Origin of the sequence: Methylocystis sp. IM3 (assembly GCF_038070105.1) — a bacterium.
In the GTDB taxonomy this organism is placed as follows: Bacteria; Pseudomonadota; Alphaproteobacteria; order Rhizobiales; family Beijerinckiaceae; genus Methylocystis.
The window spans coordinates 118,304-142,438 of record NZ_JBBPBZ010000004.1; the positions used below are offsets into that span (position 1 = coordinate 118,304).

The window sequence follows — 24,135 nt, forward strand, 5'->3', positions numbered from 1 at the left end:
CTGGTCAGGGCTCGCTCTTGTGGCGGCAATGTCGATTGCGGGGGCGTCGACGGCGTGGGCGCAAAATGCCAATGGCAACATTGTCTTGAGTCTGGGGCTCGTGCTGCTCACCACCTTGCTGAGCCCATTAACGACGCCCTTGATTCTTCATTCGGTCGGCTTTCTGACGACCGGCGATTACTCTGAAGACTTGCACGAGCTGGCCGCGGGAGAGGCCGCGACATTTCTGGGCGCGTGGGTGATCCTGCCCTCATTCTGCGGCCTCGCGGCTGGCCAGGTGATGGGTGCGGCGCGTATCGACCGAGTGACGCCCTACGTGAAGCTGGCGAATTTCGCCGTCCTCGTGCTTCTCAACTATTCGAATGCGACGCTTGTTCTGCCGAAAGTTGTGTCCCTTCCCGACGCGGATTTTTTGGCGGCCGTCTTGGTCATTGTCAGTGTGTTGTGTGTGGCTGGCTTCGGTTCGGGCTTGCTGCTCTCGCGCGCGCTCAAAACCACGCCCGACGAAACGGCCTCCCTGATGTTCGCGCTTGGCATGAACAACAATGGAACGGGGCTCGTTCTTGCTTCATTGGCGTTGGCGAACCATCCCCAAGTTATGCTCCCGATTATTATCTACAATCTCGTGCAGCATCTTTTCGCGTCGATCGTTGACGTCAAGCTCTCGCGCTTTCGCGCCATGCGCTTTTCTTGACTTATCCACGCCCCGATGTCGCCAGCATATTCAGCACAGGACATGGCGGGGCGGGGTCGCCGGAACAGCAAGAGATTGTCTCCGCAAGAATGCCCTCCAGTCTGGCGAGGTCAGCGAGTTTCGCTCGCACTTCGTCGAGATGGGTCCGCGCAATCTCTCTCACGTCGGCGCAGGAGGCGCGTGACGGCTCGGCGAGCGCCAGCAGGGCGCGGATTTGCTCGATGCTGAATCCAAGTTCGCGGGCGCGGCGGATGAAGGCCAGCCTGCGAATATGGGCTGGTTCGTAGGCGCGGTATCCGCTCGCGGTTCTTGCGGGCGGCGGCATGAGCTTGATGCGCTCGTAATAGCGCACGGTCTCAAGATTGACGCCCGCCGCCGCCGCGAACTGCCCGATGGTCAAGGATTTCACGGATTATTCCTCTTGCCCCCGTAGTCGCTACGGGGTGCAGGATACCCCGACCATCAAGCAAGAGCGAGCCATGACCATCAACGACACAGCGCAAGAAAGAACGCCAGCCGCTTCATCTCCCGCCAACCTGCCAGCCTCGCCAAAATGGTTCGCAGCATTGGGGCTCGTCGCCGGATTCGGCGCGGTCGTCGCCTCTTCGTGCTGCGTGATCCCGCTCGGGCTCGCCGCGCTTGGCGCGGGCGCGGGCGTTCTCGGCGGGCTCGCAATGATCGCCGAATGGCGAACGCCATTTTTGCTGGTCAGCGCCTTGGCGATTGTCGGCGGTTGGGGCGTGTGGTGGCTGAAGCGGCCAATAGCTTGCGTTTCGGGGGTGGGCTGCGCGTCGTCGCAGCGCTCACGCGCAACGCTGGCGCTTCTGCTATGCGCCTCGATAACCGTGGTGGCGGCGACAAGTTGGGGCTACATCGACCCTGCGCTGCTGAAGCTGTTTCGGGGCCGCTGATGCAGCTCGTATCGATAATCACTTGCCCGACCTGCGGGCGCCAATCGGCTGAGACGATGCCGACCGACGCCTGCCAGTTCTTCTATGAATGCAAGGGCTGCGGGGCGTTGTTGAAGCCGAAGGCAGGGGACTGCTGCGTCTTTTGCTCCTATGGCGACGTTCCGTGCCCGCCAATTCAGGAAGCAAGGGGAGGCGCACGAACCGCCTGCTGCTTCGCTTCATAGGCAAAGCCCGTCTTGCGTCTGTTATGTATATCCAGTAATCCGGATATATGGAAAATATAGACGCTATCGCCGCGCTTGCTGCGCTCGCGCAAACCACGCGGCTTGATGCCTTCCGGCTGTTGGTCGCTCGCGAGCGCGAAGGCGTCCCGGCGGGTGAACTGGCGCGGCTCATGGCCGTGCCGCAGAACACCCTGTCAGCGCACCTCTCAATCCTTTCCCGCGCCGGTCTGGTGACGGGCGAGCGGCAAAGCCGCTCCATCATCTACCGGGCCAACGTTGCGCGCCTGCGCGAGGTGACGCTGTTCCTGCTGAAAGATTGCTGCGGCGGGCGTCCCGAAGTGCGCGCGCCGCTCATCGCCGACCTCGCTCCTTGCTGCTCCCCAAAGGCGCCCGTACATGACTGACCGCGTTTACAATGCCCTTTTTCTCTGCACGGGCAACACCGCGCGCTCGATCATGGCGGAAGGCATTCTTCGCCAGGACGGCGCGGGACGGTTCAACGCGTTCTCGGCGGGAAGCCATCCCAAGGGGATCGTCAATCCCTACGCCTTCAAAACGCTCGCGGAGTATGGCTATCCAGCCGAGGGCTTCCGCTCGAAAAGCTGGGACGAATTCGCAGCGCCTGACGCGCCAGTCATGGATTTCGTGTTTACGGTCTGCGACAACGCGGCGGGCGAAGTCTGCCCCTATTGGCCGGGGCAGCCAATGACCGCGCATTGGGGCATTGAGGACCCGGCGGCGGTCGAAGGCTCGGACATTGAAAAGCAACGCGCCTTCAATCTCGCGTTCCGCTACCTGAAAAACCGCATCTCCCTCATGCTCGCGGTCCCGATTGGCCGCCTCGACAAGATGGCGCTGAAAAACCGCCTGCGGGAAATCGGCGAAATCGAAGGCGCAACGCATCCGGCGCAGAAGGTGGATTGAGATGAGCGAAGCAACGACAACCCCGGCTGCGTTGACCGCGGGCGCGCCCGCTATGGGACTTTTCGAGCGATACCTGACGTTGTGGGTCGCGCTCTGCATCGTCGCCGGAATTGTCCTCGGGCAGGCGATGCCCGCTGTCTTTCAGGCCATTGGCGCGGCGACAGTCGCCCAAGTCAATCTGCCGGTCGCTGTGCTGGTGTGGCTGATGATTGTCCCGATGCTGCTCAAAATTGACCTCGGCGCGCTCGGCCAGGTCAAGGAGCATTGGCGCGGGATTGCCGTGACGGTCGGCGTCAACTGGCTGGTGAAGCCCTTCTCCATGGCGCTGCTCGGCTGGATTTTCATCGCGCACTTGTTCAGGCCGTTCCTCCCGGCGGACCAGATCGACGCCTATATCGCGGGGCTAATCTTGCTGGCGGCGGCTCCTTGCACGGCCATGGTCTTCGTCTGGTCAAACCTCGTGGACGGCGAGCCGCATTTCACGCTGTCGCAAGTCGCCCTGAACGACACCATCATGATCATCGCCTTCGCCCCGATTGTCGCGCTGCTCCTCGGCCTATCCTCCATCACCGTGCCTTGGAATACGCTGCTGCTCTCGGTCGTGCTTTACATCGTCGTGCCGGTGATCGCCGCGCAACTATGGCGGCGGGCGCTGCTCATGCGAGGCGGCAAGGACGCCTTGAGCGCGGTGCTCCACAAACTGGCTCCGCTTTCGCTCTCGGTTTTGCTGCTGACCCTCGTCATCCTGTTCGGCCTGCAAGGCGAGCAAATCATCCGCCAGCCGCTCGTCATCGGCCTCCTCGCGGCGCCGATTCTCATACAAGTCTATTTCAGTGCCGGGCTCGCCTACTGGCTCAATCGCCGCCTTGGCGTGGACTGGCGCGTCGCGGGGCCGTCGGCGCTTATCGGCGCAAGCAATTTCTTCGAGCTGGCGGTCGCGACGGCGATTGCGCTGTTCGGCTTCCAATCCGGGGCGGCGCTGGCGACGGTCGTCGGCGTCCTGGTCGAGGTGCCGGTCATGCTCTCTGTCGTCCATATCGTTCGCCGCACGCGCGGGTGGTATGAGCATAAAGCGGCTACCCCACAGCTCGGACGGAACAATTGCTTCAGGAAATCCGCATCGTCATCACACGCCTTGCGGCGACCCGAAAGTTAGCGAGGATGTCACGCTCCTCTGGCTCGACGAAGTGCGTCTGAAAAGCGAAGTCACGGACACTGGCCCAATCTCTTGGGTGAAATGCAACCTGGACGCCGCGCTGCACCAACATTTATCAGTAACATGTCGAAACTGTCGCTTTCTGTCGCCGATCGAACAAGCGAAATCTCGGGCGGGTATAATTGAAAGAGCGGAAACGCTTGAAAGGCTTTCAGGAGGTGCGGCATGAAAGAACAGTTGACAAAAGTCACCGTTCCAACCTTGGGCGGGATTGGTTGGGTCTTTGCCCGCTACGCGAATCTGACGCTCGGCGGTGGCAGCGCGACGACGGCGGTTTTGCATCATGAGTTACTGCAAAAGCGGCAATGGCTGAACGATGACCGCTTTACCCTCTGCTACGCGCTCGGTCGCCTGACGCCGGGAACGAATCTCCTTGCGTTCTGTACAGGGGTAGGCTGGCTGCTGCATGGACTTTCAGGGGCAATCGTTGCCCTGCTCGCGTCGTCCATTCCCTGTGCCGTCATCGTAACGGCGCTGACCGCGCTTTTCAGCCATTGGCAGGAAAACGCTTTCGCACAGGCAGCTGGTCATGGCGCGGTCGCTGCGGCGGTCGCCATAACAGTTAAAACCTGTTGGACGATTGCGAAGCCGCACTATAAGGGCGGAGCAAGGGTCCGTGTCGCGCTTATTGGCGCGACGGCCTTCCCGCTCCATGTGGTCGGCGGCATTTCTGCATTGCAGGTGCTTCTTCTAGCCGCCGCGATGGGCGTGTTTCTACATGCGGGGGAAAGCGCGTGAACCTTGTCCTCCTTTACTTCCTCCTGCTCAAAGGCACGATTACCGCCTTTGCGGGGCTCGCGTCGCTACCCGTCGTTCAGGAAACGCTCGTTCTCCAGCATCATTTGCTGAGCGAAAAGGAGCTTAACGAAGCCGTTGCCATCACGCGCAGCACCCCCGGTCCAGTCGGGCTTTACATTGTCAGCGTCGGCTATTTCGTCGCGGGGATACCGGGAGCCATTGCCGGTTGGCTGGCGATGATTACGCCCGCCTTGCTCATTATTCCTCTTGTCCATTTTGCAGGACGCAAATTTGAGCATCCTCGCGTTAGATCTGTGCTGCAATGCGTGGTGATTGCAAGCGCGGGCCTGCTGCTCGCAGCGGCGATCCCCCTCGCGCGCGATGCTCTCACAGACCCGATCGCCGTAGTGATCGCCGCCGTGGGCCTCGTCGTTCTGCTAACGACAGAGCTTGACACCTTATGGCTTATTATCGGCTCCGCCGTTGTCGCCCTCTCGGCGCCATCCCTTGGCCTACTGATAAGGATGTAAAGATGCTCGAAAACGCTCCAGCTGCTGGAGTTAATGCGCCTGATGGCGGTGCCGCACGACACCTATCAGCGAATCTCTCGGTCCTATCGCCGCGGGTCTGTTGACTGGGGAGCGGCATAGCCGCTCCATAATCTGGCTTTCCGCTACCCAAAAAAGCGCGCCGAACTCCATTGCGGGTCCGGAAACCCTCGTATGGCAATCGTCGAGAAGTAGTCTTCCCGAGGTTTGGCTAACAGGCAAGGCAGCTCCAACCGGCTAATCAAGTTGCCCTCTCAACGCTGATCACGGTTTGATCGAGCGCTGCTGATTTAAAGAGCGCGTAGACGCTCGATCCGACTTCCAGTGCGAGGTCTTCTAGCGCCCCACCGGTGATCGCCGCGAGCAGGTAGCCGTCTTCCGCAAGCTTAATCTCAATCGTCGCCAAGGGCCCCTCGAGCTTGATCTTCTCAACTTTGCCCCTCAGCACGCTTCTCGTGCTGATCTCCTCGGGCCGCGTCCGCGACACGACGACGTCTGTCGCAGCGACGATGACGCGCGCGGCCGCTCCCGGGGCCCCAACGTCACCGGCGACCCAAATCAAACCAGCGGGGTGATCCAGCGCCGTAAGGCCGTGGGAAATAGGTCGATTGGCAACGCGCGCTTCCAGGACAGAAGAGACGTTGAAACGATCTTTTTCAGAAGCTGTCGCAAGCCGACTGAAGGCCGTGGCCGGGTCGCCGACAAATTTCACGCGACCGGAGTCGAGGATGACGACGCAGCGCGCCAGTCGGACCACCTCGTCGACAGCATGGGTGACATAGACCATTGGAACCTTGAATTCGTCACGCACCTTCTCGATCAGCGGAATGATTTCGAGCTTACGCTGCATGTCGAGCGCGGCAAGCGGCTCGTCGAACAGAAGCAGCTTTGGGCAGGAGAGCAGGGCCCGCCCAATGGCGACGCGCTGTCGTTCCCCGCCGGACAGCCGCGCCGACGGGCGGGACAGGAGTTGGCCGATTCCCAGCGTTTCGACCACGGCGTCGAAGTCGATGCGAGGGGCGTCACGCGGCGCGAACCAGCGGCCGTAAAGCAGGTTCTGTTTGACGCTCAGATGGGGAAACAGGTGCGAGTCTTGAAAGACGAGCCCTATTCGGCGCCGGGAAACCGGCACGAACACCCCCACTTCAATGTCAACCAGAGTTTCGCCGTCGAACCGAACATAGCCCAAGTCGGGCCGCATCAACCCGGCGATGATGTTGAGCGTGACGGATTTACCCGAGCCGGACTGGCCGAAAAGCGCGGTAACGCCCGTGTTGTTGCGAAAGGCTACGTCGAGCGAAAAGGCCCCAACGGCGAGTTGGACATCGACCTCGATCATTCAACGGTCCCCAGACGCCTTTCCGCCCACCACTGCACGCCTTCGGAAGCAATGAGCGCGGAGAGCGCGATGAAGACCGCGACTAAGGTCAAGCGCATAGCGCTCTCGTCCCCGCCTGGAACCTGCGTGTAGCTGTAGATCGCCGCCGAGATCGTCTGAGTCTCTCCAGGAATGTTCGAGACGAAAGTAATCGTCGCGCCAAATTCGCCGAGAGCTTTTGCGAATGCGAGGATGGCGCCGACAATGACCCCTGACGTGGAGAGGGGAAGCGTTACCATGAAAAAGGTCCAGACTCTGTTGGCCCCCAATGTTTCGGAAGCAAGCTCAAGCCGCCGATCAACCGACTCAAATGACAGACGCATAGCCCGCACCATGAGCGGGAACCCCATGACCGCGCAGGCGACCGCAGCGCCTGTCCATCGGAAGGAGAAGACAATTCCGACTTCCGCAAGATAGGCGCCGAGGAGCCCCTTGCGCCCCAGTAGCAGCAACAGAGTGAATCCCGTCACAACCGGCGGCAGAACCAGAGGCAGGTGGACGAACCCATTGAGAATGGTTTTGCCTGGGAATTGCCAACGCGCGAGCGCGTAAGCAGTGAAGATCCCAAACGGTAAGCTCGCAAACGTCGCGACGGTCGCGATCTTCAGCGAAAGCCGAATTGCCGTCCACTCCGCCGGCGACAGGTCGATCAATGCCGGGAGATTAAAGTCGAGCATCCGGCTCTCCTCTTTCGCGCAGCTGCAGTCCCGCTTTATTTGGGGAGCACCGTGAAGCCCTGTTCAGTCAGGATTTTCCGCGCTGTGGGTGACGAGAGAATCTCCAGAAAGGCCGACGCGTCCGGATTTTTCGCGGCGGAAGTCAGCGCGACTGGATAAATGATCGGACTATGGCTCGCCTCCGGGAAGACGCCCACAACCCTGACCTTGCTGTCGGCTTTCGCGTCTGTGGCATAGACAATCCCGAATTTGGCTTCGCCTCGAGAAACCAGCATCAGCGCATTCCGGATGTTGTCGGCCTGCGCGAGCTTGGGCTCGACTTGTTTAAAAACTCCCAAAGCTTCGAGCGACTGCTTTGCGTAGATTCCCCCTGGGCAAGCGGCGATCGTGCAGACGGCCACCTTGCTGTTCCCCGTCGCCCCCGCCAGATCGAAACCCGGGGCAATCTTGAGATCGACTTTTTGATCAACCGGTTCGATCAAAACCAATTCGTTCTGGAGAAGATTGCGCCGCGTCGCGTCTTGGATAAGCTTACGTTTTTGTAGATAGTCCATCCATTCTTGATCGGCGGATACGAACAGGTCTGCGGGGGCGCCATATTCGATCTGTCGAGCGAGAGAGCCGGATGAACCGTAAGCGATCGAAACCTCTTTTCCAGTCTGCGCCTTCCAGGCCTCGGCCACCGCATCCAGCGCGTTTTTCATGCTCGCAGCCGCGAAAACCAAAACCGGCGCCGCTTTTTTCTCCGCGCCACGGGCGACGGCGGCTCCGCCCCCCATGCTCGCCATCAAGAGCGCAACTGTGCAGACGAGACGAAGAGACGCCTGAAGGAACATGATAAGACCCTTCCCGTGGCGGCTCGGTAGAACAGACTCCTGAGCGGCCCGCGAACGATAACGTGGACCGCTATATACTGGACTAATACAGATGACTTGGCCAGCTCAGATTTAGATTGAGCCTAGGACACGAGACCGCGAGTCTCGGCAATCGGCGCACGACGCCCAAAATGAGCCGCCGGGACGCCGGCGGCTCTTTGGAGATCAGACCGCCACCATCACGTCCGAGGACTTGATGATCGCCTTTACCTTCTCGCCGACCTTGAGAGCGAGTTCGTCGACAGACTCGTTGGTGATGGCAGCCGTAACGATGGCGCCGTTGACGTCAATGAGAACGTGCGCCGTCGTAGCGCCCTTTTTGATGTCCTTAACCGTGCCGTCGAGCACATTACGAGCTGAAATCTTCATGGTTTTCTCCCTTCTGCAAAGCTGTGGCCTAACTTCCCGCAACTCATACCCGGCAGGCGCGATGGCCGCCGTTCGACACCATTTAGATAGGCGCCTCCTACCCCGACCTGCAATATGCTGAAGCCGTGCGTTTGTTCCGGCTTGATCCAAGCATCTGCATCCTCGAAGAGAGGATCAAAGGTTGGCGAACGACGCTGTTCGGATAACGAAAAACGGCAAATCCCATCGCCGACAGTCCTTTATGTTGCGTACCGCCAAAGTCGCCTATCTTTGAAAAGGCCGCAGGTTTTGCAAAATGTGCGCTTTTCTACGGCGCGGCTTTCCATAAAAAGCCTTTACGACAGAAGAGCCCATGTTGCGAACCGTCGGCAACGTCGTAACCTTCCCTGTCATCGGAACTGAAAGCTGCGCTCAAACAAATGATCAATGACGAAATCCGCGCCGGAGAAGTCGCCATTTCGTGGCTCAATCCAAGCGATGCGAGCGTCGCGGTTATCGGGCGGATAGAAACTCCCTGGAAAACGCGTGCGGAATGCCCGAGACAGGGCCAGACCGACGGGCCGCTTTGTCGAATCATCCTGGCCGAAACATGGAAACAAGCGCTTTGTGGAATCGCGAGATACCACCGGCTTGAAGTTATCTACTGGCTGCATCTCGCCCGCCGCGATTTGGTGATGCAGTGCTCGCGGTCCGGCAATGAGCCGAGGGGCACTTTCTCATTGCGATCGCCAATGCGGCCGAATCCGATCGGCACGTCGATTGCCAAGCTGGAGGCGGTCGAAGATTGCACGCTCCTGGTGCGAGGGCTTGATTGCGTCGACGGCACGCCACTCCTCGACATTAAGCCCGACCGCCAGAATTCCAGTCGCTGCGGAACGACGAAGCGCCAGTTCCGGTTCATGATAACCAGCAGTTATCAACTGATAAGCCGTTTTCGTTGGACGAAACTCGAGGCTCCTCCTATACACCCCACGCGTCATTCGGCAGTGGCGCCTAGGCACTGGCCGCGATGTGGCTACTGCCGGTGAAGACTGGGCAACCTGTCGGACACCGCCTCTCGGACTGGCCAAATCCGCCCTCGATCCGGTTGTATTGAACCGCAAACGAAACCTCACTCGGGGGTTCGTTTGCGGTTCTTGCGCTTCTCACAAAGGGCCCGGCTGTCTCGCAATTTTCATCTTCATTCGCCGCCGTTCATTTTGATAAGCGCCGCTTCATTGCTTCGCGTCAGGCGCGAGATCCTTCATTTCGATAAACGGCGCTTATCATGGCATCAGCCAAAACGAATGGAGCGTTCCGCGCGTTGGTTTAGGAACCACATGACGCTTCCAATAAATCAGCGCGTGGACCGCGCAGGGGAGAGGCGTCGCCACTAACACGGCCCCCTAGCGCGTCAGGAGGATTCGCTCATGGCAAAAGTAGTTTGTGTCCTTTACGACGATCCGGTCGGCGGCTATCCGAAGACCTATGCACGTGATGACGTCCCGCAGCCGAAAGTCTATCCCGATGGCCAGACGTTGCCGACGCCCAAGGCGATCGACTTCAAGCCCGGCACGTTGCTCGGGAGCGTTTCGGGCGAGCTTGGGTTGCGTAAATTTCTGGAGTCGAATGGACATCAGCTGGTCGTGACGTCCAGCAAGGACGGCGCCGACAGCGTGCTCGACCGTGAGTTGCACGATGCGGAGATCGTGATCTCCCAGCCCTTCTGGCCCGCTTACATGACGGCCGAGCGGATCGCCAAAGCGAAGAAGCTCAAGATGATCGTGACGGCGGGAATTGGCTCCGACCATACCGACTTGCAGGCCGCAATCAAAAATAACGTCACGGTCGCCGAAGTCACCTATTGCAACAGCAATGCCGTAGCCGAACATGTCGTCATGTCCATCCTGGCGCTGGTGCGCAACTTCGTCCCCTCGCATGACATCATTCTCAAAGGCGGCTGGAACATCGCCGACGCGGTTTCGCGCTCCTATGACCTCGAGGCGATGCAGGTTGGCACCGTGGCCGCCGGCCGGATCGGCTTGCGCGTCCTCCGCCTCCTGAAACCCTTCGGCGTCGGACTGCACTACATGGATCGCCACCGCCTCCCGAAATCTGTCGAGGAGGAGCTGGATCTCACCTATCACTCAGACCTCCAAAGCCTCGCCAAGGTCAGCGACGTCGTAACGCTGAACTGCCCGCTGCATCCCGAAACCGAGCACATGATCAATGCGGACACGCTGAGGCTCTTCAAGCGTGGCGCCTATATCGTGAATACCGCGCGCGGCAAGCTCGTCGATCGCGACGCCCTGGTGCGCGCGCTGGAGGACGGCCACATCGCCGGTTACGCTGGCGACGTCTGGTTCCCGCAGCCGCCAGCCAAGGATCATCCCTGGCGGACGATGCCCCACCACGCCATGACGCCGCACATCTCAGGCACGAGTCTGTCGGCGCAGACGCGCTACGCAGCGGGCGTTCGTGAGATCCTCGAATGCTATTTCGAGGGCCGTCCCATCCGCGATGAATATCTCGTCGTGCAGGGCGGCAAGCTCGCCGGCGTCGGCGCGCATTCCTACAGCGAGGGCGATGCGACCGGCGGCTCGGACGAAGCGGCCAAATTCAAGGTCGCCTGACCCCTCCCCAGAAGGGGACTTGGCCAACGGGCGTCGGCCGCAAACCGACGGCGTCCGTTGGCGTCGAATATGAATAGGCTGAAAGACATTCATGACAGAGGCGCGCTCGATTCTCTTCGCCGGGGCTGGCGGCTTTACGCTCATTCTCGGGCTCACGCTCCTCGGCGCGCGCCTCGATCAGCAAATGATTCTGGGGTCGTTCGGCGCTTCCTGTGTGCTCGTGTTCGGGTTTCCAGACTTGCCGTTCTCCCAACCCCGGAATGTCGTCTTCGGACACGGCGTTTCATCGCTCATTGGTCTGGGTTGTCTCGAGGCATTAGGCCCCGCCCCATGGGCCATGGCTGCCGCCGTCGCGCTGGCGATCATGACCATGATGGCGACCAGGACCGTTCATCCGCCCGCCGGCTCCAATCCGGTGATTATCTTCCTGACGCACCCTAAGTGGGCTTTTCTTTTCATGCCCACGATCGCCGGCGCCGCATTGATCATCGCCTTCGCCTTGCTCTACAACAATGCGACACGAGACCAGAAATATCCAAAATCCTGGTGATGCGTATTAATCCGGAGTGTCGGAGATGTTTTTTCGCCAGCTCGAATATCTTGTGACGCTGGCGCGAGAACAGCATTTTGCGCGCGCCGCGGAGGCCTGCAATGTCTCGCAACCCGCCCTGTCAGCGGCGATCCGACGACTGGAAGAAGAGCTGGGCGTCTCCATCGTCGAGCGTGGACAGAAGTTTGTCGGGCTGACAGAGGATGGCGCGCGCCTACTCGGCTGGGCGCGTCAAGCGCTCGCGGCATGGGACGGACTGAAACAGGAAGCCTCGGTCTCGCGCGCCCAATTGAGTGGCGCTCTGCGGGTCGGCGCCATCCCCACGACATTGCCGGTCCTGTCATTGCTGAGCGGCCCCTATTTGCGCGCCTTCCCTGCTGTTCGGCAATTGGTTCAGTCGCTCAGCAACGAGGAGATCATACGGCGTCTCGACAAGTTCGAGCTGGATATCGGCGTGACCTATCTCGAAGACCAGGACTTGCACCGGTTCCGCGTCCTGCCCCTTTACCGCGAGCGCTATGTTCTGCTTGCGCGCGACGCCGCCGCGCTTGGCGACTGCGCTTCCATGAGTTGGTGCGACGCGGCGAAATTGCCGCTCTGCCTCTTGACGCGCAACATGCAGAACAGACGGATCATCGACGCGGCTTTCCAACGCGCTGGCGTTCATCCAAACGTGGTCGTGGAAACCGACTCTGTCTTCGCCCTTTACTCGAACGTTCGCTGCGCGGAAATCTTCAGCATCATGCCGCACAGCCTGCTCGCGCTCTTCGAGATGCGCGAAGAGTTGACTGCGATCCCGCTCGCGCCGGACCTTTTTCGCAAGATTGGCATCGTCGCCCTCGACCAGGATCCGGCTCCGCCAATCGTTTCGGCGATTTGGAAATTGACGAGCCAGCTTGATTTAAACCCCTATTTCAGTTTCCTCGACAACGGCAGCTGATCGATCCATGATCGCCAGAAGCGCAGGGCAGCCTGTTCCAGCTTAGGCGCCAGCTCTCGGCTTGCCTTTCGCAAAGCCGCGATATCGACCTTTGCCGCCGCCAGCTCGCAGGCGTGTCCGACGTACCATCGCTCGAGCCCGTCCGCGGTCACCTCGGGGTGAAACTGTAGCCCCAGAGCGTAATCACCGATCGCATAAGCCTGGTTCGCATATCGACTGGAAGACGCAAGACACCGGGCGCTCGCCGGCAGATCAAAAGTATCGCCGTGGAAATGGAACACGGACGGCGCTTCTGAAAGAAGCCTGCAGAAAGCCGCGTCGTCGGACATGCTTGTTTCGGGCATGATCGCGCCCCATCCAATTTCCTTCCCATTCACGCCGGGATAGACTTGCGCGCTAAGGGCCTGGGCCATCAGCTGGGCGCCGAGGCATATGCCAAGCGTTGGCTGTCTGGCGTCGAGACGGCGGCGAATGAAATCAATTTCTCCACGCAGGAACGGGTACGCTTCGATTTCGTAGACCCCTATCGGTCCCCCCAAAACAACAACCAGTTCAGACGAAGATGAATCCAAGACGCTGAAATCGGCTGTCGTGGCGTCGATCCACTCGATCGCGGCAGCTCTCCGGGTCAATTCCACACCGAGCGTGCCCAGATCTTCAAAAGCGACATGGGAAATCGCAATGACATTTTCCATGGAAGCGACCGCCTCGGGCTACGCGTGACCGGTTCACCTGCGGTAGCGTGGATGGGGGACCATGCATCGCAGCAGCGTCACTGGCGACGAGCGCCGCACAGATCGGCCTGCATCATCTCATATTCTTGGATGATCTTACGCGCCCACGACAAGGCTTTTTCGCCATGCGCTGTCAGGGTGATCGGGCTGCTTTGCGTCGTAATCAGAGGCGCTTCCAAATATTTTTCCAGATCGCAGATAGACGTCACAACGGTTGCTCGCGTGACATTGCACGCCTGAGCGGCCTGAGCAAAATTGCGTTCACGCGCCAATGCAACGAAATGATGGAGATCGTGGATCATCATTCTGATTGCCTCCTCCATTGAGGGCTGATCACTCTTAGATGTCTCTCACCGGAACAGCGCCAGCGCCTTCAGCACGGTCATCGACACGCCCCAGGCGAGGGGGATTCCGACTGCCGCCCAGGCGAGCAGCAACACAGGTGATACTGCCCCGTCGCCGCGGGCGCGGATGGGCATCGCCGGCTCGGTCACGGGTTCCAGCTCGTCCTCGACGTAATCCTCGAAATCCGCGTGCGGCTCTTTTTCTTCCTCGCGGATGGCGGCGACGCTCGTCTTCTTGGCGGCCGCGACCTCCTCGTCGGTCATGTAATATTTTTCGTCGACGGGGCGGACGAGGAGATTGCAGACGAGGCCCGCGAGCAGCAGAGCGGCGAGAACATACATGGTCTGGTTGTAGGCCGCCTCGCGCGGCACGCCGATCGAGAGCTGATATTCGCGGATGTAGTTCACCAGGACCGGACCGAGCACGCCCGCCGTCGACCAGGCCGTGAGCAGGCGCCCGTGAATCGCGCCGACGTAATGGATACCGAAAATATCGGCGAGATAGGCGGGAATGGTCGAGAAGCCGCCGCCATACATGGTGATGATCACTGCGAAGAGCAGCACGAAGAGAAAGACGATGCCGCCCTTGGCGGCGAAGGGAACCGCGCCATAGAGCAGCAGGCCGAGCACGAAGAAGATGGCGTAGGTTCCCTTGCGTCCGAATGTGTCGGAGGCCGAGGCCCAGCCGATGCGCCCGCCGATGTTGCACAGGCTCAGGAGCCCGGTGAAGCCCGCCGCAATGGCGGCGATCTGCTTCTTCTGGTCGGCGGTCAGCGCGTCATAGCCGGTGTCTAGCCCGATGAGCCGGCCGCCGAATACCTCCTGCAACATGGGCGAGGCCATGCCGAGCACGCCGATGCCGGCCGAGACATTGAGGCAGAGCACGCCCCACAGCAGCCAGAACTGTGGGGTCTTCCAGGCCACGTCGAGATGCACATGTCGATGGGTGACGAGGGCGTTGGCGGCGGGGGCGGGCGGGGTCCAGCCTTTCGGCGCCCAGCCGTCCGGCGGCACGCGATAGCCGAGCGCGCCCGAGACCATGAAGAGGAAATAAATGGCGGCGAGCGCCACAAAAGTCTGCCAGACGCCGGGCGAGGTCGGGGTGGCGAAGAAGCCCATGAGCTTGTCGGCAAGCGGCGCGCCGATCATGGCGCCGCCGCCGAAGCCCATGATGGCGAGGCCTGTCGCGAGGCCGCGCCGGTCGGGAAACCATTTGATCAGGGTCGAGACGGGCGAGATGTAGCCAAGTCCGAGTCCGACGCCGCCGATGACGCCCGAGCCGAGCCAGAGCATCCAGATCTGATGCAGTGAGACGCCGAGCGCCGAGACCAGCAGGCCGCCGCACCAGCAGAAGGCGGCGGCGAGCCCCGCCTTGCGCGGGCCGGCGCTCTCCAGCCAATGGCCGAAGATCGCGGCCGACGAGCCGAGCAGCACGAAGAACAGCGTGAAGGTCCAGCCGAGCATGCTGATCTTCCAGTCGCAATCCGTCGCGACGAGGGTCGAGAAGAAGCCCATGTCGGCCGGGCAGTCCCTGGGCGCGGCGCCGCCGACGACGCGCGAGAGCGGTAGCCAGAACACCGAGAAGCCATAGGCCATGCCGATGCAGAGATGAATGGCGAGGGCCGCCGGCGGCACGAGCCAGCGATTGAAGGCGGGTGAGGCGACGGTGCGCTCGCGGCTGAAAAACGTGCTTTCGCTGGCTGAAAGAAGACTCATATCCCTATTCCCGGATTTGCTTGGCTTCAAAACCGCTCAGGCGCCCATCAATATCCAGCGTGCGCTGACCCGGTAACCCCGCGCGTAACGCATCGCATCGTCGGCGGTGATGATGCGGGCGCCGTCCTCGTGCTCAAAATAATCGGGGCTCTTCCAGCGGAAAAAGGACGCTGCATTGCCGGGGGTCACATATCCAGCCATCTTCCTGGCGCGCACAAGCCTCTCTGCCGCCGCGGCGTCAATGCGCTCGCGAGGTTCCACGAAGAAGGCGAATTGCTGGTGTCGTTGGGGCGCGTTCACTTCTTGCCTCCCGTTCCAACTGGCTTGCTCGCAAAGGTCCGAGCCTCATTCTGCGGGGGACGAGGCGTTCTCGACTCTGCGGCTGTTCTCCGCCATCTCACGATAGCGCTCCTGCCATTCGGTCGGGCCGTTGGAGGGCGATACCTGCACCGCGGTCACCTTGTATTCGGGACAGTTCGTCGCCCAGTCCGAATTGTCGGTCGTGACGACATTCGTCTGGCACAAGGGGTGATGGAAGGTCGTGTAGACGACGCCGGGCGCCACGCGGTCGGTGATTCTGGCGTGCAGCGTCGTTTCACCGGTGCGGCTTTGCACCCGCACCCAGTCGCCGTCGCGCACCCCGCGCAGTTCCGCGTCATGGGGATGAATTTCCAACACGTCCTCGGGGTGCCACTGGCTGTTTTCGGTGCGCCGCGTCTGCGCGCCGACATTGTATTGGGACAGAATGCGCCCCGTCGTCAGCAGCAGCGGGAAGCGTGGCCCCGTGCGCTCGTCGGTCGGCACATACTCGGTGATGACGAATTTGCCCTTGCCGCGCGCAAAGCCGTCGATGTGCATGATCGGCATGCCATCCGGCTCCGCGTCCGTGCAGGGCCATTGAACCGAGCCGACCGCGTCGAGCTTCTCGTAGGAAATGCCCGCGAATGGCGGCGTGAGGCTCGCCATTTCCGCCCAGATCTCGCTCGGATGCGTGTAGTTCCAGCCGCAGCCCATGGCGTTGGCGAGGAGCTGCGTCGCCTCCCAATCCGCATAGTCCGCCTTCGGGCTCATGACTTTGCGTACGCGTTGCACGCGGCGCTCGGCGTTGATGAAAACGCCGTCCTTCTCCAGAAAGCTCGCGCCGGGTAGGAAGACATGGGCGTAATTCGCCGTTTCATTCAGGAAAAGATCCTGCACGATGAGACAGTCGAGCGCGCCGAGACCGGCGGAGACATGCTTGATGTCGGGGTCGGATTGAAGAATGTCCTCGCCCTGCACATAGAGCCCCTTGAAGCGACCTTCGACCGCGGCGTCGAACATGTTCGGGATGCGCAGGCCGGGCTCCGGATCGAGCGGAACGCCCCAGGCCTTCTCGAAGAGCTCGCGCGTATCGTCGCTGGAGACGTGCCGGTAGCCGGGATATTCGTGCGGGAAGGAGCCCATGTCGCAGGAGCCCTGCACATTGTTCTGCCCGCGCAGCGGATTGACGCCCACGCCCTTGCGCCCGAGGTTGCCGGTCGCCATGGCAAGATTGGCGATCGCCATGACGGTCGTCGACCCTTGGCTATGTTCGGTGACGCCCAGGCCGTAATAGATGGTGGCGTTGCCGCCGGTCGCGTAAAGCCGCGCCGCGCCGCGCACGAGATGCGCCGGAACGCCGGTGTATTTTTCGACCGCTTCGGGGCTGTTCCTCTCTTCAGAGACGAAGGCGGCCCAGTCCTGATATTCGTCCCAGTCGCAGCGGGCGCGGATGAAGTCCTCGTTGACGAGACCTTCCGTCACGATCACGTGCGCCAACGCCGTGACAATCGCTACATTCGTGCCGGGCTTCAACGGCAGATGATAAGCCGCCTCGATATGCGGCGTGCGGACGAGCTCGGTGCGGCGCGGATCGACGACGATGAGTTTGGCCCCTTCGCGCAGCCGCTTCTTGATCTGCGAGCCGACGACTGGATGCGCGTCGGTTGGATTGCAGCCGATGATGAGGATGACGTCGGATTCCTCGACCGAGTCGAAGTCCTGCGTCCCGGCGGATGTGCCGAATGCCTGGCTGAGCCCGTAGCCGGTCGGCGAATGGCAGACGCGTGCGCAGGTGTCGACATTGTTGTTGCCAAAACCCGCGCGGATGATCTTTTGCATCAGATAGGTCTCCTCGCAGGTGCAGCGCGAGGAGGTGATGCCGCCGATCGACAGGCGGCCGTATTTTTCCTGAATGTCCTTGAAACGCGACGCGGCGTAGGAGATCGCCTCCTCCCAGCTTACTTCGCGCCAAGGGTCAGTGATCTTCTCGCGGATCATCGGCGAGAGCACGCGGTCGCGATGTAGGGCGTAGCCATAGGCGAAGCGGCCCTTGATGCAGCTATGGCCGTGGTTGGCCTTGCCGTCCTTCCAGGGGACCATGCGGACAACCTCTTCGCCCCGCATCTCCGCCTTGAAAGCGCACCCCACCCCGCAATAGGCGCAGGTCGTGACCTCCGAATGCTCGGGCTGGCCGATGGCGATGACGGAGTTTTCGATAAGCGTGGCAGTGGGGCAAGCCTGCACACAGGCGCCGCATGAGACGCATTCCGAGTCCATGAAGGCCTCGTGGACGCCGGGCGCGACGCGCGAGTCGAACCCCCTGCCCTCGATGGTCAATGCGAACTGCCCCTGCACCTCGGAACAGGCGCGGACGCAGCGGTTGCAGACGATGCATTTGGACGGGTCGTAGGTGAAGTAGGGATTACTGTCGTCCTTCGGCAGCCACTCGTCGTTGGGCGTCCCATCATTGCGCGCGAAGACATGGTTCTTGCCGTCATAGCCATAGCGCACGTCGCGCAGGCCGACGGCGCCGGCCATGGATTGCAGCTCGCAATCGCCATTCGCCGCGCAGGTGAGGCAATCCAGCGGATGGTCGGAGATGTAAAGCTCCATGATCCCGCGACGGATGGCGTCGACGCGCTGGCTGTGCGTCTTCACCGAAATGCCCGGTGCGACAGGCGTGGTGCAGGAGGCGGGCGTGCCGTTGCGGCCCTCGATCTCGATGACGCAGAGACGGCAGGAGCCGAAGGATTTGATCATGTCGGTGGCGCAGAGTTTCGGGATCTCGATCCCGGTCTCCATCGCCGCCCGCATGATCGACGTGCCCTCGGAGACAGTGACGCTCTTGCCGTCGATCGTCAGCGTGACGAGGGTCTCAGACCGCGACGCCGGCGTGCCGAAATCGATTTCCTTGATGAGAGTCATCGTTCAAAATCCTTGCCTGCTCGGCTTTCCGCGCGCTGCGATCAATCCGCGCCTGTCCTGGTCAGGGCTCATGCGCCGGCGGGGACGCGCGACAGATGACTTAGAAGTATTTTTTGATCAACAGCCTAATATCCATGGGGTTATTTGCTTCTAGAATAATGCCGCCCGGCCGGCAAAGACTAGGATTTAGCGGCAATATTCAGCCTATGCTGCAACGCGAAAATTCGAATATACGTAACTATAACGACATATATATGTTTTTATTACATAACGATACAGCGATGAATCGAGAATGCAAGCCGGTCTAAGTTTCGAAGCGCCTTGCGCAGCGCAATTTCCGCTCCAGGGTTTAGGGGGTCATTACTTATCCCTGCAAGGCAAGCGATCATTGACGTCGTCAAGCGTCCGGCAGAAGCCCGTGCTGGCGGCTTTCCTACAAATTGGCTTGGTTCCGACGGACGTTGCGCGTTAAGCGACGACCCGGCTCCGGTGGTTCCTGTGATAGTCGCTATATATAATGACAATATAGTGCCTACTGCGATCTGGCCCATGCCTTGCTCCGGCCCTTTTAGAAAGGAGCCTCAGCATGGACGATTTTTGCCCACACGGCTTTCTCTCGGACCACGCGGATCCTTACGCCATCATCCTCGGAACCAATGAAATCGCCTCGGCGATCGCGGTCCGGCTTTCCTGGGAGCGCTTCCGGGTCGTCATGAGCCACGATCCCTTTCCGCCTGTCATTCGGCGCGGCATGGCCTTCCATGATGCGCTTTATGACGACCGGGCGGCGGTCGACGGCATCCTCGGCAAACGCGCGGAATCCGCGGTCGAGATCGTCGAGGCGCTCGCAACCTCCGGGGCGGTTGCCGTGACCCCGCTCCAACTGACGGACCTCATCACGCTACGGACCCCGGCCATCGTCGTCGACGCGCGCATGCAGAAGCACCGGATCACTCCCGATCTTCGTGGCGTCGCGGGGCTTTCAATCGGGATCGGCCCAAGATTCAGCGTCGACCTGAACTGCGACATTGCGGTCGAGACGCACCCCGCGCGAACGGGCGACCTGGTGGCGGCGGGGGAGACGCTCCGAGCCGATGGCGTCGCCCGCGCGCTCGGCGGGGTCGGTAGCGAGCGGTTTGTCTATTCGACTGCCCAAGGTGTCTGGCGCACGCCGCTCGACATCGGCGCGATGGTCTTTCGGGGCTATGTCATCGGCTATCTCGACGGCTTGCCGGTCCGAGCGCCTATGGACGGCCGTCTCCGTGGGATCGCACGAGACGGGACGCTTGCGCCAGGCGGCGTGAAGCTCGCGGAGATCGACCCGCGCGGACGTCAGGCGTGCTGGACGGGCACGGATGAGCGAGGTCGAGCAATCGCCGTGGCGGTCGTCGAGGCGATCGAAAAAGCGCCTAAGCGCCGCTTCGCAGTCACCTCGCAATTGATGCCGCATTGATTGAAACCGGAGAGCGCAATGAATTTAGCCGTAAAGCGCATCGCCGCCGTTCAAGGCGCCGCGAGCCCGTTGATCCAGTCCACGCTGTTGGCTTTCGCTCAACAATTGAGCCGTCAGGGCCTTCGCGTCGCCGGCGTCGTGGAGATTTCTTCGTGTGGAGACGAAGGGCGCTGCAAGAGCCTCAGCGTTCGCGATCTGGCCTCGGGAGATACCTATCCAATCACTCAGAAGCTCGGCGCAGGTTCGGAGGCCTGCAATCTCGATCCTGGCGGCCTGGCTCTCGCGTGCGGTGTTATCGAGGACGCTATTCAACGCGGCGTTGACGTGGTCGTTTTGAGCAAGTTCGGCAAGCTCGAAGCCGCCCGCAGCGGTCTATGCGACGCTTTCCGAGCCGCGATGATGGCTGATATTCCTGTCATTACGGCCGTTTCGCCGCCAGTCGCCGAGGACTGGGATCGATTCGCCGGCGAACTCGCCCAGTCCGTCGAAGCGCGAGTCGACGCCTTGGCCGAGTGGTGGGAATTCCAGAGCGAACACATTGAATGTGGCCAACGCGCCATTGGAGCCCGGGCTTCAGCATGGGCGCGTGCATAGGGCGGCGCTGTTTTTTGACTTTTGCCGGAATCTAGCAAGATTGGCGCGTCGTTACATTGGACGCCCCTTGCAATGTCTACATCGAGAAAGATCGACGCCCTCCTTGCGCTGCGAAGCGACGGCAAGCTTCTCGTCGGACGCGACCGAATCAAGGTTCTCGAGGCTGTCGCCAAACACAAGAGCATTTCGAGAGCCGCCAAGGCGGTTGGTTTCAGCTACAAGGCCGCTTGGGACGCCGTGACGGCGATCAACAATCTGCTGCCAAGCCCAGCGTTCGTGACCAAGGCCGGCGGCAGGAGCGGCGGCGGCGCAGAAGTGACGGCGGAAGGGCTGAAGCTGATCGAGACCTTCCACAGGCTGGAAGAGCGCTTGTCCAGTGTTTCGTCCATGATCGCCAAGGAGGGCCTGGAGGGAGTGGATGATTTCTCGCTGTGGGGGCTCGGGCTCCGCATTTCGGCGCGCAATGTGTTTCGCGCCGAGGTCGAGTCAGTCAAGAAATGGCCAGTGGAGTCGAAGTGACGCTCCAGATCTCGGGCGAGCACAGGCTCTACTCCGTCATCACCAATGAGGCGACGGCCGATCTCGATCTTCGGCCCGGGCGGAAGGTGATTGCATTGGTGAAGTCGTCCTTCGTTGAACTGGTCCCGTCCATTCAATCTCATAACGACACCCGCAATCTCTTTACAGGCGTCGTCTCGCGCCGCACCGATGCGGAAAGAAACTGCGAACTACTGATCGACATCGGCGCCGGAAAAACCATGACGGCCGTCGTGTCCCGTCGCATTGTTGAGCAGATGGTCGTCGAGGAAGGGAGCCAGGTGACGGCTCATTTTGCGCCAGAAAACGTTATCCTCGCAGCCGACTGACTGCTGGCATGTAGCAACGGTCGATAGATTGAATCCGAAATCGCGGGCCATGCTTCATCGACGGCCGAAAGAAGTATGCAAAGCAGGAAGCCAACGACAAAAAGATAGCCTTTACCGACAACAACTCGACTCGTAGGGGCGTTTAGAGGTTCTCGTTGATGTTGTTTTAGATCGGGAAGAATTCCGCTTATTGATCGCGAATGTCTCTCCACCAAGCCCGTATGGCCGCCTCGTCTGCAGGCAACGAGACTGCCCCGGGGGCGAGAGCATTCCAAGAATCGCGATGTCTTTCCGAGACCGTGGTCAGTACGGGTTTGTGGGCCGTAACCGCCGCTTCGAATGCTGCGGCCAAACCTGCATGCATGGTTTCGAGTTTCCCGAATTTGCTGAGAACGACGAGGTCACAGGCAGGAAGAGCCTTAAGCACCGCTGCGCAGGCGCTTTCGACGCCGGCGGCGTCGATATCACATGATGTGCCCACCGGCGGAGCATCAAGATGAATCTGGTAAGTTGCGCCAGAGGTTATATCTCGGAGAAGGCCCGCAGTACAGGTGCGGTCGGATGGACCATGGGGTTCGGCAATGACGCCCGCGATCTTCGTCCCGGAGGCTTGCCACTCCGCCACCAGCGTCACGAACAAAGACTGAGTGATCGCGCTGTTGGCGCCAACCACTGCGGCAATTTTATCGGTCGCACGCGCCATTGTTCGCCTCTTGGCCAACTGAACTGGGACTTGCTTATATATCGTTTTAGTCGTCAAACAAAGAAACTCAGTTCAAATTTGCGCAGCCGCGCTATAGGGGCGCGATAGCTTCCCTACAATGTGCGTTAGATCGTTCCAGCTGTTCCTTACGTTGCTTCATGCGCATTTCGGAAAAGCTCTCTTTGTGTTCGAGCTGCACAAATACGTAGTGGCGGCCATCTCATATCCCCTCAAGCATTCTGGCTTGCCGCAAGCTGCTCTTCGTGCTTGTCGGTATCCGGAAAAAGGCGAGCCGGCGGCGGGCGCTTGCAAACCATGCCCTTGCCAGAAATCTCGCGCCGGAACCTGCGCTCTCTTTTCAGGTGAGTTGAAAGGAGTCGAAATCTCGGTCGTGATTGGGTCGAGTGAGCAAATTCGCCATCCCTCGCGGCCGATAGATAAAAGTTAGAGTAGGGATTGGTTTCCCGTGACGGTTGAGGACCGAGAGAGAGGCTCTCGGCGTCCGTTGTGGAGAAGATCAATGGCGCAGGTGGAAATTCTGGATACGGTTGGCGGCCGTGACGGCGGCTACAAGGTGGACGCGAGCCGAGGCGAGCGCATTGGCCGCGTGTCGTCGGAGTGGTTTTCTCGGCCGCAGGACGAGCGATACCTGTCCCTATCGGATCTGTTGGGCGCCGTCCGTTTGCGGACCGAGCGCAGCCGTACGAGGACAATCGAGAGCGCCGCGATCCGAGTGGAAGCCAGCCGCGACGACGCCGAACGGCTTTCACTCGCACTGCCGGGTTCCAACAGTCCGGTCGCCATGACACATTGGAGTTTCAGCCAGCTCGCGAGCCTCGTCGGCGCGCCGGCCGCTTACCTTCGTCAACTCCCGGCGCCGCTCGCTGGAATCAACCTGCAATATGGCTTGACCTCTCATCGCGCCGAACAGGTGAAGACGCTTGAGGTCGAAAGCAATCGCGTCGAATTGCGCGCAGTGACCGGTCCCGACTATGGCCGGATCTACGACCATGAACTCGTCTCCGCCGTGCAGCGCATCGCTGGCAATGGCGTGGGCGACACCCGCTGGAAAGTGCCTGGCGTTCTCGACTGGTCGACCGGGATCTACAATCCCCATGTCGACGTCACCGAGGAGACGACGACGCTTTACGCCTCGGACCGGGACGTCTTCTTGTTTCTCGTCGACGATCTCAATCCAATCGAAGCCGGCAAACTCCCCGACGGCTCGCCCGATCTCTTCTTTCGCGGCTTCTACTGCTGGAATTCAGAGGTGGGCGCTAAGACGCTCGGGATCGCGAGCTTCTATCTGCGCGCTGTTTGCCAAAATCGCAATCTCTGGGGCGTGGAGGATTTCGAAGAGATCACCATTCGCCACTCAAAATACGCCGCCGCGCGCTTCGCGCATGAGGCGGCGCCGGCGTTGGCGCGTTTCGCCGATTCTTCGCCCCTGCCGTTCATCAACGGCGTCAAGGCGGCGCGGCAACGGATCGTGGCCCGCAACGATGACGACCGCGCGGAATTCCTGCGCAAGCGCGGATTCTCGAAAGCCGAGACGGCGAAGATCATCGGCACAGTCCTCGCCGAGGAAGGCCGCAAGCCCGAAAGCGTGTTCGATTTCGTGCAGGGCATCACTGCTGTCGCGCGGGGGAAGAGCCACCAAGACGCGCGGCTCGATTTCGAGGCGCGCGCCAAGAAGCTCTTCAAGCACGTCGCCTGACGATCTACATCTTTGCAGGGCTTGACGCGCAGCCTGCAGCTGCCGCGGCGGCTCCCTCCCCGACTAAGTGTTTGCGGCGTCGCTCTCAGAGTTAGAGGGCGGCGCTGCGCTTCGTGACGGTGTGGAG

At 60.8% G+C, this 24,135-nt stretch carries 28 protein-coding genes; 17 read left to right on the forward strand and 11 right to left on the reverse strand.

The window, feature by feature from the left end; genetic code table 11:
- Nucleotides 1-28: 28 nt before the first annotated feature.
- Complete coding sequence (locus WOC76_RS20735; protein WP_341102380.1) at nt 29-694, forward strand: bile acid:sodium symporter; 666 nt, start codon at nt 29-31, stop codon at nt 692-694.
- A 1-nt stretch (nt 695) separates the two neighbouring features.
- Here the strand turns inward: WOC76_RS20735 and WOC76_RS20740 are convergent, their stop codons facing one another.
- Entirely contained in the window at nt 696-1,103 is a 408-nt protein-coding gene (locus tag WOC76_RS20740; protein ID WP_341102205.1) for a MerR family transcriptional regulator, read from the reverse strand.
- A 70-nt stretch (nt 1,104-1,173) separates the two neighbouring features.
- Between WOC76_RS20740 and WOC76_RS20745 the strand changes: the two genes are divergently transcribed.
- From WOC76_RS20745 to WOC76_RS20775, 7 genes are all read left to right on the forward strand, one after another.
- Nucleotides 1,174-1,605: a mercury transporter MerT gene (locus WOC76_RS20745; RefSeq protein ID WP_341102202.1), complete on the forward strand. Its 432-nt coding sequence runs from the start codon at nt 1,174-1,176 to the stop codon at nt 1,603-1,605.
- Nucleotides 1,605-1,829 (forward strand): GDCCVxC domain-containing (seleno)protein, encoded by a 225-nt coding sequence (locus WOC76_RS20750; protein WP_341102199.1) that lies wholly within the window; start codon nt 1,605-1,607, stop codon nt 1,827-1,829. Before WOC76_RS20745 ends, WOC76_RS20750 begins: the two co-directional genes overlap by 1 nt.
- Before the next feature lie 47 nt (nt 1,830-1,876).
- Nucleotides 1,877-2,233, forward strand: coding sequence for an ArsR/SmtB family transcription factor (locus tag WOC76_RS20755; RefSeq protein ID WP_341102197.1), 357 nt, complete (start codon nt 1,877-1,879; stop codon nt 2,231-2,233).
- Nucleotides 2,226-2,753 carry an arsenate reductase ArsC gene (locus WOC76_RS20760; RefSeq protein ID WP_341102196.1) on the forward strand — a complete coding sequence of 176 codons (528 nt, stop codon included), beginning with the start codon at nt 2,226-2,228 and terminating at the stop codon, nt 2,751-2,753. Before WOC76_RS20755 ends, WOC76_RS20760 begins: the two co-directional genes overlap by 8 nt.
- Nucleotides 2,754-2,805: 52 nt before the next feature.
- Nucleotides 2,806-3,909 (forward strand): ACR3 family arsenite efflux transporter, encoded by a 1,104-nt coding sequence (arsB, locus tag WOC76_RS20765; protein ID WP_341102194.1) that lies wholly within the window; start codon nt 2,806-2,808, stop codon nt 3,907-3,909.
- 225 nt (nt 3,910-4,134) lie between these two features.
- The gene (locus tag WOC76_RS20770) at nt 4,135-4,707 is read left to right on the forward strand and encodes a chromate transporter (RefSeq protein WP_341102192.1); all 573 of its coding nucleotides are present in this window, start codon (nt 4,135-4,137) and stop codon (nt 4,705-4,707) included.
- Entirely contained in the window at nt 4,704-5,237 is a 534-nt protein-coding gene (locus WOC76_RS20775) for a chromate transporter (protein ID WP_341102189.1), read from the forward strand. Before WOC76_RS20770 ends, WOC76_RS20775 begins: the two co-directional genes overlap by 4 nt.
- Nucleotides 5,238-5,496: 259 nt before the next feature.
- Here the strand turns inward: WOC76_RS20775 and modC are convergent, their stop codons facing one another.
- From modC to WOC76_RS20795, 4 genes are all read right to left on the reverse strand, one after another.
- Nucleotides 5,497-6,594, reverse strand: a complete 1,098-nt coding sequence (modC, locus tag WOC76_RS20780; RefSeq protein WP_341102187.1) for a molybdenum ABC transporter ATP-binding protein — start codon at nt 6,592-6,594, stop codon at nt 5,497-5,499.
- Nucleotides 6,591-7,310 (reverse strand): molybdate ABC transporter permease subunit, encoded by a 720-nt coding sequence (modB, locus tag WOC76_RS20785; protein ID WP_341102185.1) that lies wholly within the window; start codon nt 7,308-7,310, stop codon nt 6,591-6,593. Before modB ends, modC begins: the two co-directional genes overlap by 4 nt.
- A gap of 35 nt (nt 7,311-7,345) precedes the next feature.
- Nucleotides 7,346-8,146, reverse strand: a complete 801-nt coding sequence (gene modA / locus WOC76_RS20790) for a molybdate ABC transporter substrate-binding protein (RefSeq protein ID WP_341102182.1) — start codon at nt 8,144-8,146, stop codon at nt 7,346-7,348.
- A 204-nt stretch (nt 8,147-8,350) separates the two neighbouring features.
- Nucleotides 8,351-8,554 carry a TOBE domain-containing protein gene (locus tag WOC76_RS20795; RefSeq protein WP_341102181.1) on the reverse strand — a complete coding sequence of 68 codons (204 nt, stop codon included), beginning with the start codon at nt 8,552-8,554 and terminating at the stop codon, nt 8,351-8,353.
- Between the two features lie 419 nt (nt 8,555-8,973).
- Between WOC76_RS20795 and WOC76_RS20800 the strand changes: the two genes are divergently transcribed.
- From WOC76_RS20800 to WOC76_RS20815, 4 genes are all read left to right on the forward strand, one after another.
- Nucleotides 8,974-9,582, forward strand: a complete 609-nt coding sequence (locus WOC76_RS20800; protein ID WP_341102179.1) for an SAM-dependent methyltransferase — start codon at nt 8,974-8,976, stop codon at nt 9,580-9,582.
- Between the two features lie 381 nt (nt 9,583-9,963).
- Complete coding sequence (locus WOC76_RS20805) at nt 9,964-11,166, forward strand: NAD-dependent formate dehydrogenase (RefSeq protein ID WP_341102177.1); 1,203 nt, start codon at nt 9,964-9,966, stop codon at nt 11,164-11,166.
- Between the two features lie 91 nt (nt 11,167-11,257).
- Complete coding sequence (locus WOC76_RS20810) at nt 11,258-11,716, forward strand: HPP family protein (RefSeq protein ID WP_341102175.1); 459 nt, start codon at nt 11,258-11,260, stop codon at nt 11,714-11,716.
- Between the two features lie 25 nt (nt 11,717-11,741).
- Nucleotides 11,742-12,656, forward strand: a complete 915-nt coding sequence (locus WOC76_RS20815) for a LysR family transcriptional regulator (RefSeq protein ID WP_341102173.1) — start codon at nt 11,742-11,744, stop codon at nt 12,654-12,656.
- On the opposite strand, the gene WOC76_RS20820 is transcribed toward WOC76_RS20815, so the two are convergent.
- The 5 genes from WOC76_RS20820 to fdhF form a co-directional block, all read right to left on the reverse strand.
- Complete coding sequence (locus tag WOC76_RS20820; protein WP_341102170.1) at nt 12,626-13,351, reverse strand: glutamine amidotransferase; 726 nt, start codon at nt 13,349-13,351, stop codon at nt 12,626-12,628. The two genes, WOC76_RS20815 and WOC76_RS20820, sit on opposite strands and share 31 nt — an antisense overlap.
- A gap of 77 nt (nt 13,352-13,428) precedes the next feature.
- Nucleotides 13,429-13,695, reverse strand: a complete 267-nt coding sequence (locus WOC76_RS20825; RefSeq protein WP_341102167.1) for a LysR family transcriptional regulator — start codon at nt 13,693-13,695, stop codon at nt 13,429-13,431.
- Between the two features lie 45 nt (nt 13,696-13,740).
- On the reverse strand, nt 13,741-15,450 hold the full coding sequence (locus WOC76_RS20830) for an OFA family MFS transporter (RefSeq protein WP_341102164.1): 1,710 nt from the start codon (nt 15,448-15,450) through the stop codon (nt 13,741-13,743).
- Nucleotides 15,451-15,486: 36 nt separating this feature from the next.
- Nucleotides 15,487-15,750 carry a hypothetical protein gene (locus WOC76_RS20835; RefSeq protein WP_341102161.1) on the reverse strand — a complete coding sequence of 88 codons (264 nt, stop codon included), beginning with the start codon at nt 15,748-15,750 and terminating at the stop codon, nt 15,487-15,489.
- A 45-nt stretch (nt 15,751-15,795) separates the two neighbouring features.
- A complete protein-coding gene (gene fdhF, locus WOC76_RS20840) occupies nt 15,796-18,675 on the reverse strand; it encodes a formate dehydrogenase subunit alpha (RefSeq protein WP_341102158.1) in 2,880 nt (959 codons plus the stop codon).
- A gap of 586 nt (nt 18,676-19,261) precedes the next feature.
- On the opposite strand from fdhF, the gene WOC76_RS20845 reads away from it, so the two are divergent.
- The 4 genes from WOC76_RS20845 to WOC76_RS20860 all read left to right on the forward strand — a co-directional run bounded on the left by WOC76_RS20845 (nt 19,262) and on the right by WOC76_RS20860 (nt 21,588).
- A complete protein-coding gene (locus WOC76_RS20845; protein ID WP_341102156.1) occupies nt 19,262-20,128 on the forward strand; it encodes a xanthine dehydrogenase in 867 nt (288 codons plus the stop codon).
- 18 nt (nt 20,129-20,146) lie between these two features.
- Entirely contained in the window at nt 20,147-20,722 is a 576-nt protein-coding gene (locus tag WOC76_RS20850) for a DUF2478 domain-containing protein (protein ID WP_341102153.1), read from the forward strand.
- Between the two features lie 72 nt (nt 20,723-20,794).
- Complete coding sequence (locus tag WOC76_RS20855; protein ID WP_341102150.1) at nt 20,795-21,241, forward strand: winged helix-turn-helix domain-containing protein; 447 nt, start codon at nt 20,795-20,797, stop codon at nt 21,239-21,241.
- The gene (locus WOC76_RS20860) at nt 21,238-21,588 is read left to right on the forward strand and encodes a TOBE domain-containing protein (RefSeq protein ID WP_341102148.1); all 351 of its coding nucleotides are present in this window, start codon (nt 21,238-21,240) and stop codon (nt 21,586-21,588) included. The genes WOC76_RS20855 and WOC76_RS20860 overlap by 4 nt, the downstream gene beginning before the upstream one ends.
- Nucleotides 21,589-21,775: 187 nt before the next feature.
- On the opposite strand, the gene WOC76_RS20865 is transcribed toward WOC76_RS20860, so the two are convergent.
- Nucleotides 21,776-22,291: a DUF2478 domain-containing protein gene (locus tag WOC76_RS20865; protein WP_341102146.1), complete on the reverse strand. Its 516-nt coding sequence runs from the start codon at nt 22,289-22,291 to the stop codon at nt 21,776-21,778.
- Between the two features lie 520 nt (nt 22,292-22,811).
- Between WOC76_RS20865 and WOC76_RS20870 the strand changes: the two genes are divergently transcribed.
- Nucleotides 22,812-24,008 (forward strand): DUF932 domain-containing protein, encoded by a 1,197-nt coding sequence (locus WOC76_RS20870; RefSeq protein ID WP_341387460.1) that lies wholly within the window; start codon nt 22,812-22,814, stop codon nt 24,006-24,008.
- The last annotated feature ends 127 nt before the right edge of the window (nt 24,009-24,135 follow it).

Excerpts from the sequence above, each read along its gene's own strand:
- WOC76_RS20735 (WP_341102380.1), top strand. The coding sequence starts at position 29 with ATGTCGATTGCGGGGGCGTCGACGGCGTGGGCGCAAAATGCCAATGGC.
- WOC76_RS20745 (WP_341102202.1), top strand. The coding sequence starts at position 1,174 with ATGACCATCAACGACACAGCGCAAGAAAGAACGCCAGCCGCTTCATCT.
- WOC76_RS20750 (WP_341102199.1), top strand. The coding sequence starts at position 1,605 with ATGCAGCTCGTATCGATAATCACTTGCCCGACCTGCGGGCGCCAATCG.
- WOC76_RS20755 (WP_341102197.1), top strand. The coding sequence starts at position 1,877 with ATGGAAAATATAGACGCTATCGCCGCGCTTGCTGCGCTCGCGCAAACC.
- WOC76_RS20760 (WP_341102196.1), top strand. The coding sequence starts at position 2,226 with ATGACTGACCGCGTTTACAATGCCCTTTTTCTCTGCACGGGCAACACC.
- arsB (WP_341102194.1), top strand. The coding sequence starts at position 2,806 with ATGGGACTTTTCGAGCGATACCTGACGTTGTGGGTCGCGCTCTGCATC.
- WOC76_RS20770 (WP_341102192.1), top strand. The coding sequence starts at position 4,135 with ATGAAAGAACAGTTGACAAAAGTCACCGTTCCAACCTTGGGCGGGATT.
- modC (WP_341102187.1), bottom strand. The coding sequence starts at position 6,594 with ATGATCGAGGTCGATGTCCAACTCGCCGTTGGGGCCTTTTCGCTCGAC.
- modB (WP_341102185.1), bottom strand. The coding sequence starts at position 7,310 with ATGCTCGACTTTAATCTCCCGGCATTGATCGACCTGTCGCCGGCGGAG.
- modA (WP_341102182.1), bottom strand. The coding sequence starts at position 8,146 with ATGTTCCTTCAGGCGTCTCTTCGTCTCGTCTGCACAGTTGCGCTCTTG.
- WOC76_RS20795 (WP_341102181.1), bottom strand. The coding sequence starts at position 8,554 with ATGAAGATTTCAGCTCGTAATGTGCTCGACGGCACGGTTAAGGACATC.
- WOC76_RS20800 (WP_341102179.1), top strand. The coding sequence starts at position 8,974 with ATGATCAATGACGAAATCCGCGCCGGAGAAGTCGCCATTTCGTGGCTC.
- WOC76_RS20805 (WP_341102177.1), top strand. The coding sequence starts at position 9,964 with ATGGCAAAAGTAGTTTGTGTCCTTTACGACGATCCGGTCGGCGGCTAT.
- WOC76_RS20810 (WP_341102175.1), top strand. The coding sequence starts at position 11,258 with ATGACAGAGGCGCGCTCGATTCTCTTCGCCGGGGCTGGCGGCTTTACG.
- WOC76_RS20815 (WP_341102173.1), top strand. The coding sequence starts at position 11,742 with ATGTTTTTTCGCCAGCTCGAATATCTTGTGACGCTGGCGCGAGAACAG.
- WOC76_RS20820 (WP_341102170.1), bottom strand. The coding sequence starts at position 13,351 with ATGGAAAATGTCATTGCGATTTCCCATGTCGCTTTTGAAGATCTGGGC.
- WOC76_RS20825 (WP_341102167.1), bottom strand. The coding sequence starts at position 13,695 with ATGATGATCCACGATCTCCATCATTTCGTTGCATTGGCGCGTGAACGC.
- WOC76_RS20830 (WP_341102164.1), bottom strand. The coding sequence starts at position 15,450 with ATGAGTCTTCTTTCAGCCAGCGAAAGCACGTTTTTCAGCCGCGAGCGC.
- fdhF (WP_341102158.1), bottom strand. The coding sequence starts at position 18,675 with ATGACTCTCATCAAGGAAATCGATTTCGGCACGCCGGCGTCGCGGTCT.
- WOC76_RS20845 (WP_341102156.1), top strand. The coding sequence starts at position 19,262 with ATGGACGATTTTTGCCCACACGGCTTTCTCTCGGACCACGCGGATCCT.
- WOC76_RS20850 (WP_341102153.1), top strand. The coding sequence starts at position 20,147 with ATGAATTTAGCCGTAAAGCGCATCGCCGCCGTTCAAGGCGCCGCGAGC.
- WOC76_RS20855 (WP_341102150.1), top strand. The coding sequence starts at position 20,795 with ATGTCTACATCGAGAAAGATCGACGCCCTCCTTGCGCTGCGAAGCGAC.
- WOC76_RS20865 (WP_341102146.1), bottom strand. The coding sequence starts at position 22,291 with ATGGCGCGTGCGACCGATAAAATTGCCGCAGTGGTTGGCGCCAACAGC.
- WOC76_RS20870 (WP_341387460.1), top strand. The coding sequence starts at position 22,812 with ATGGCGCAGGTGGAAATTCTGGATACGGTTGGCGGCCGTGACGGCGGC.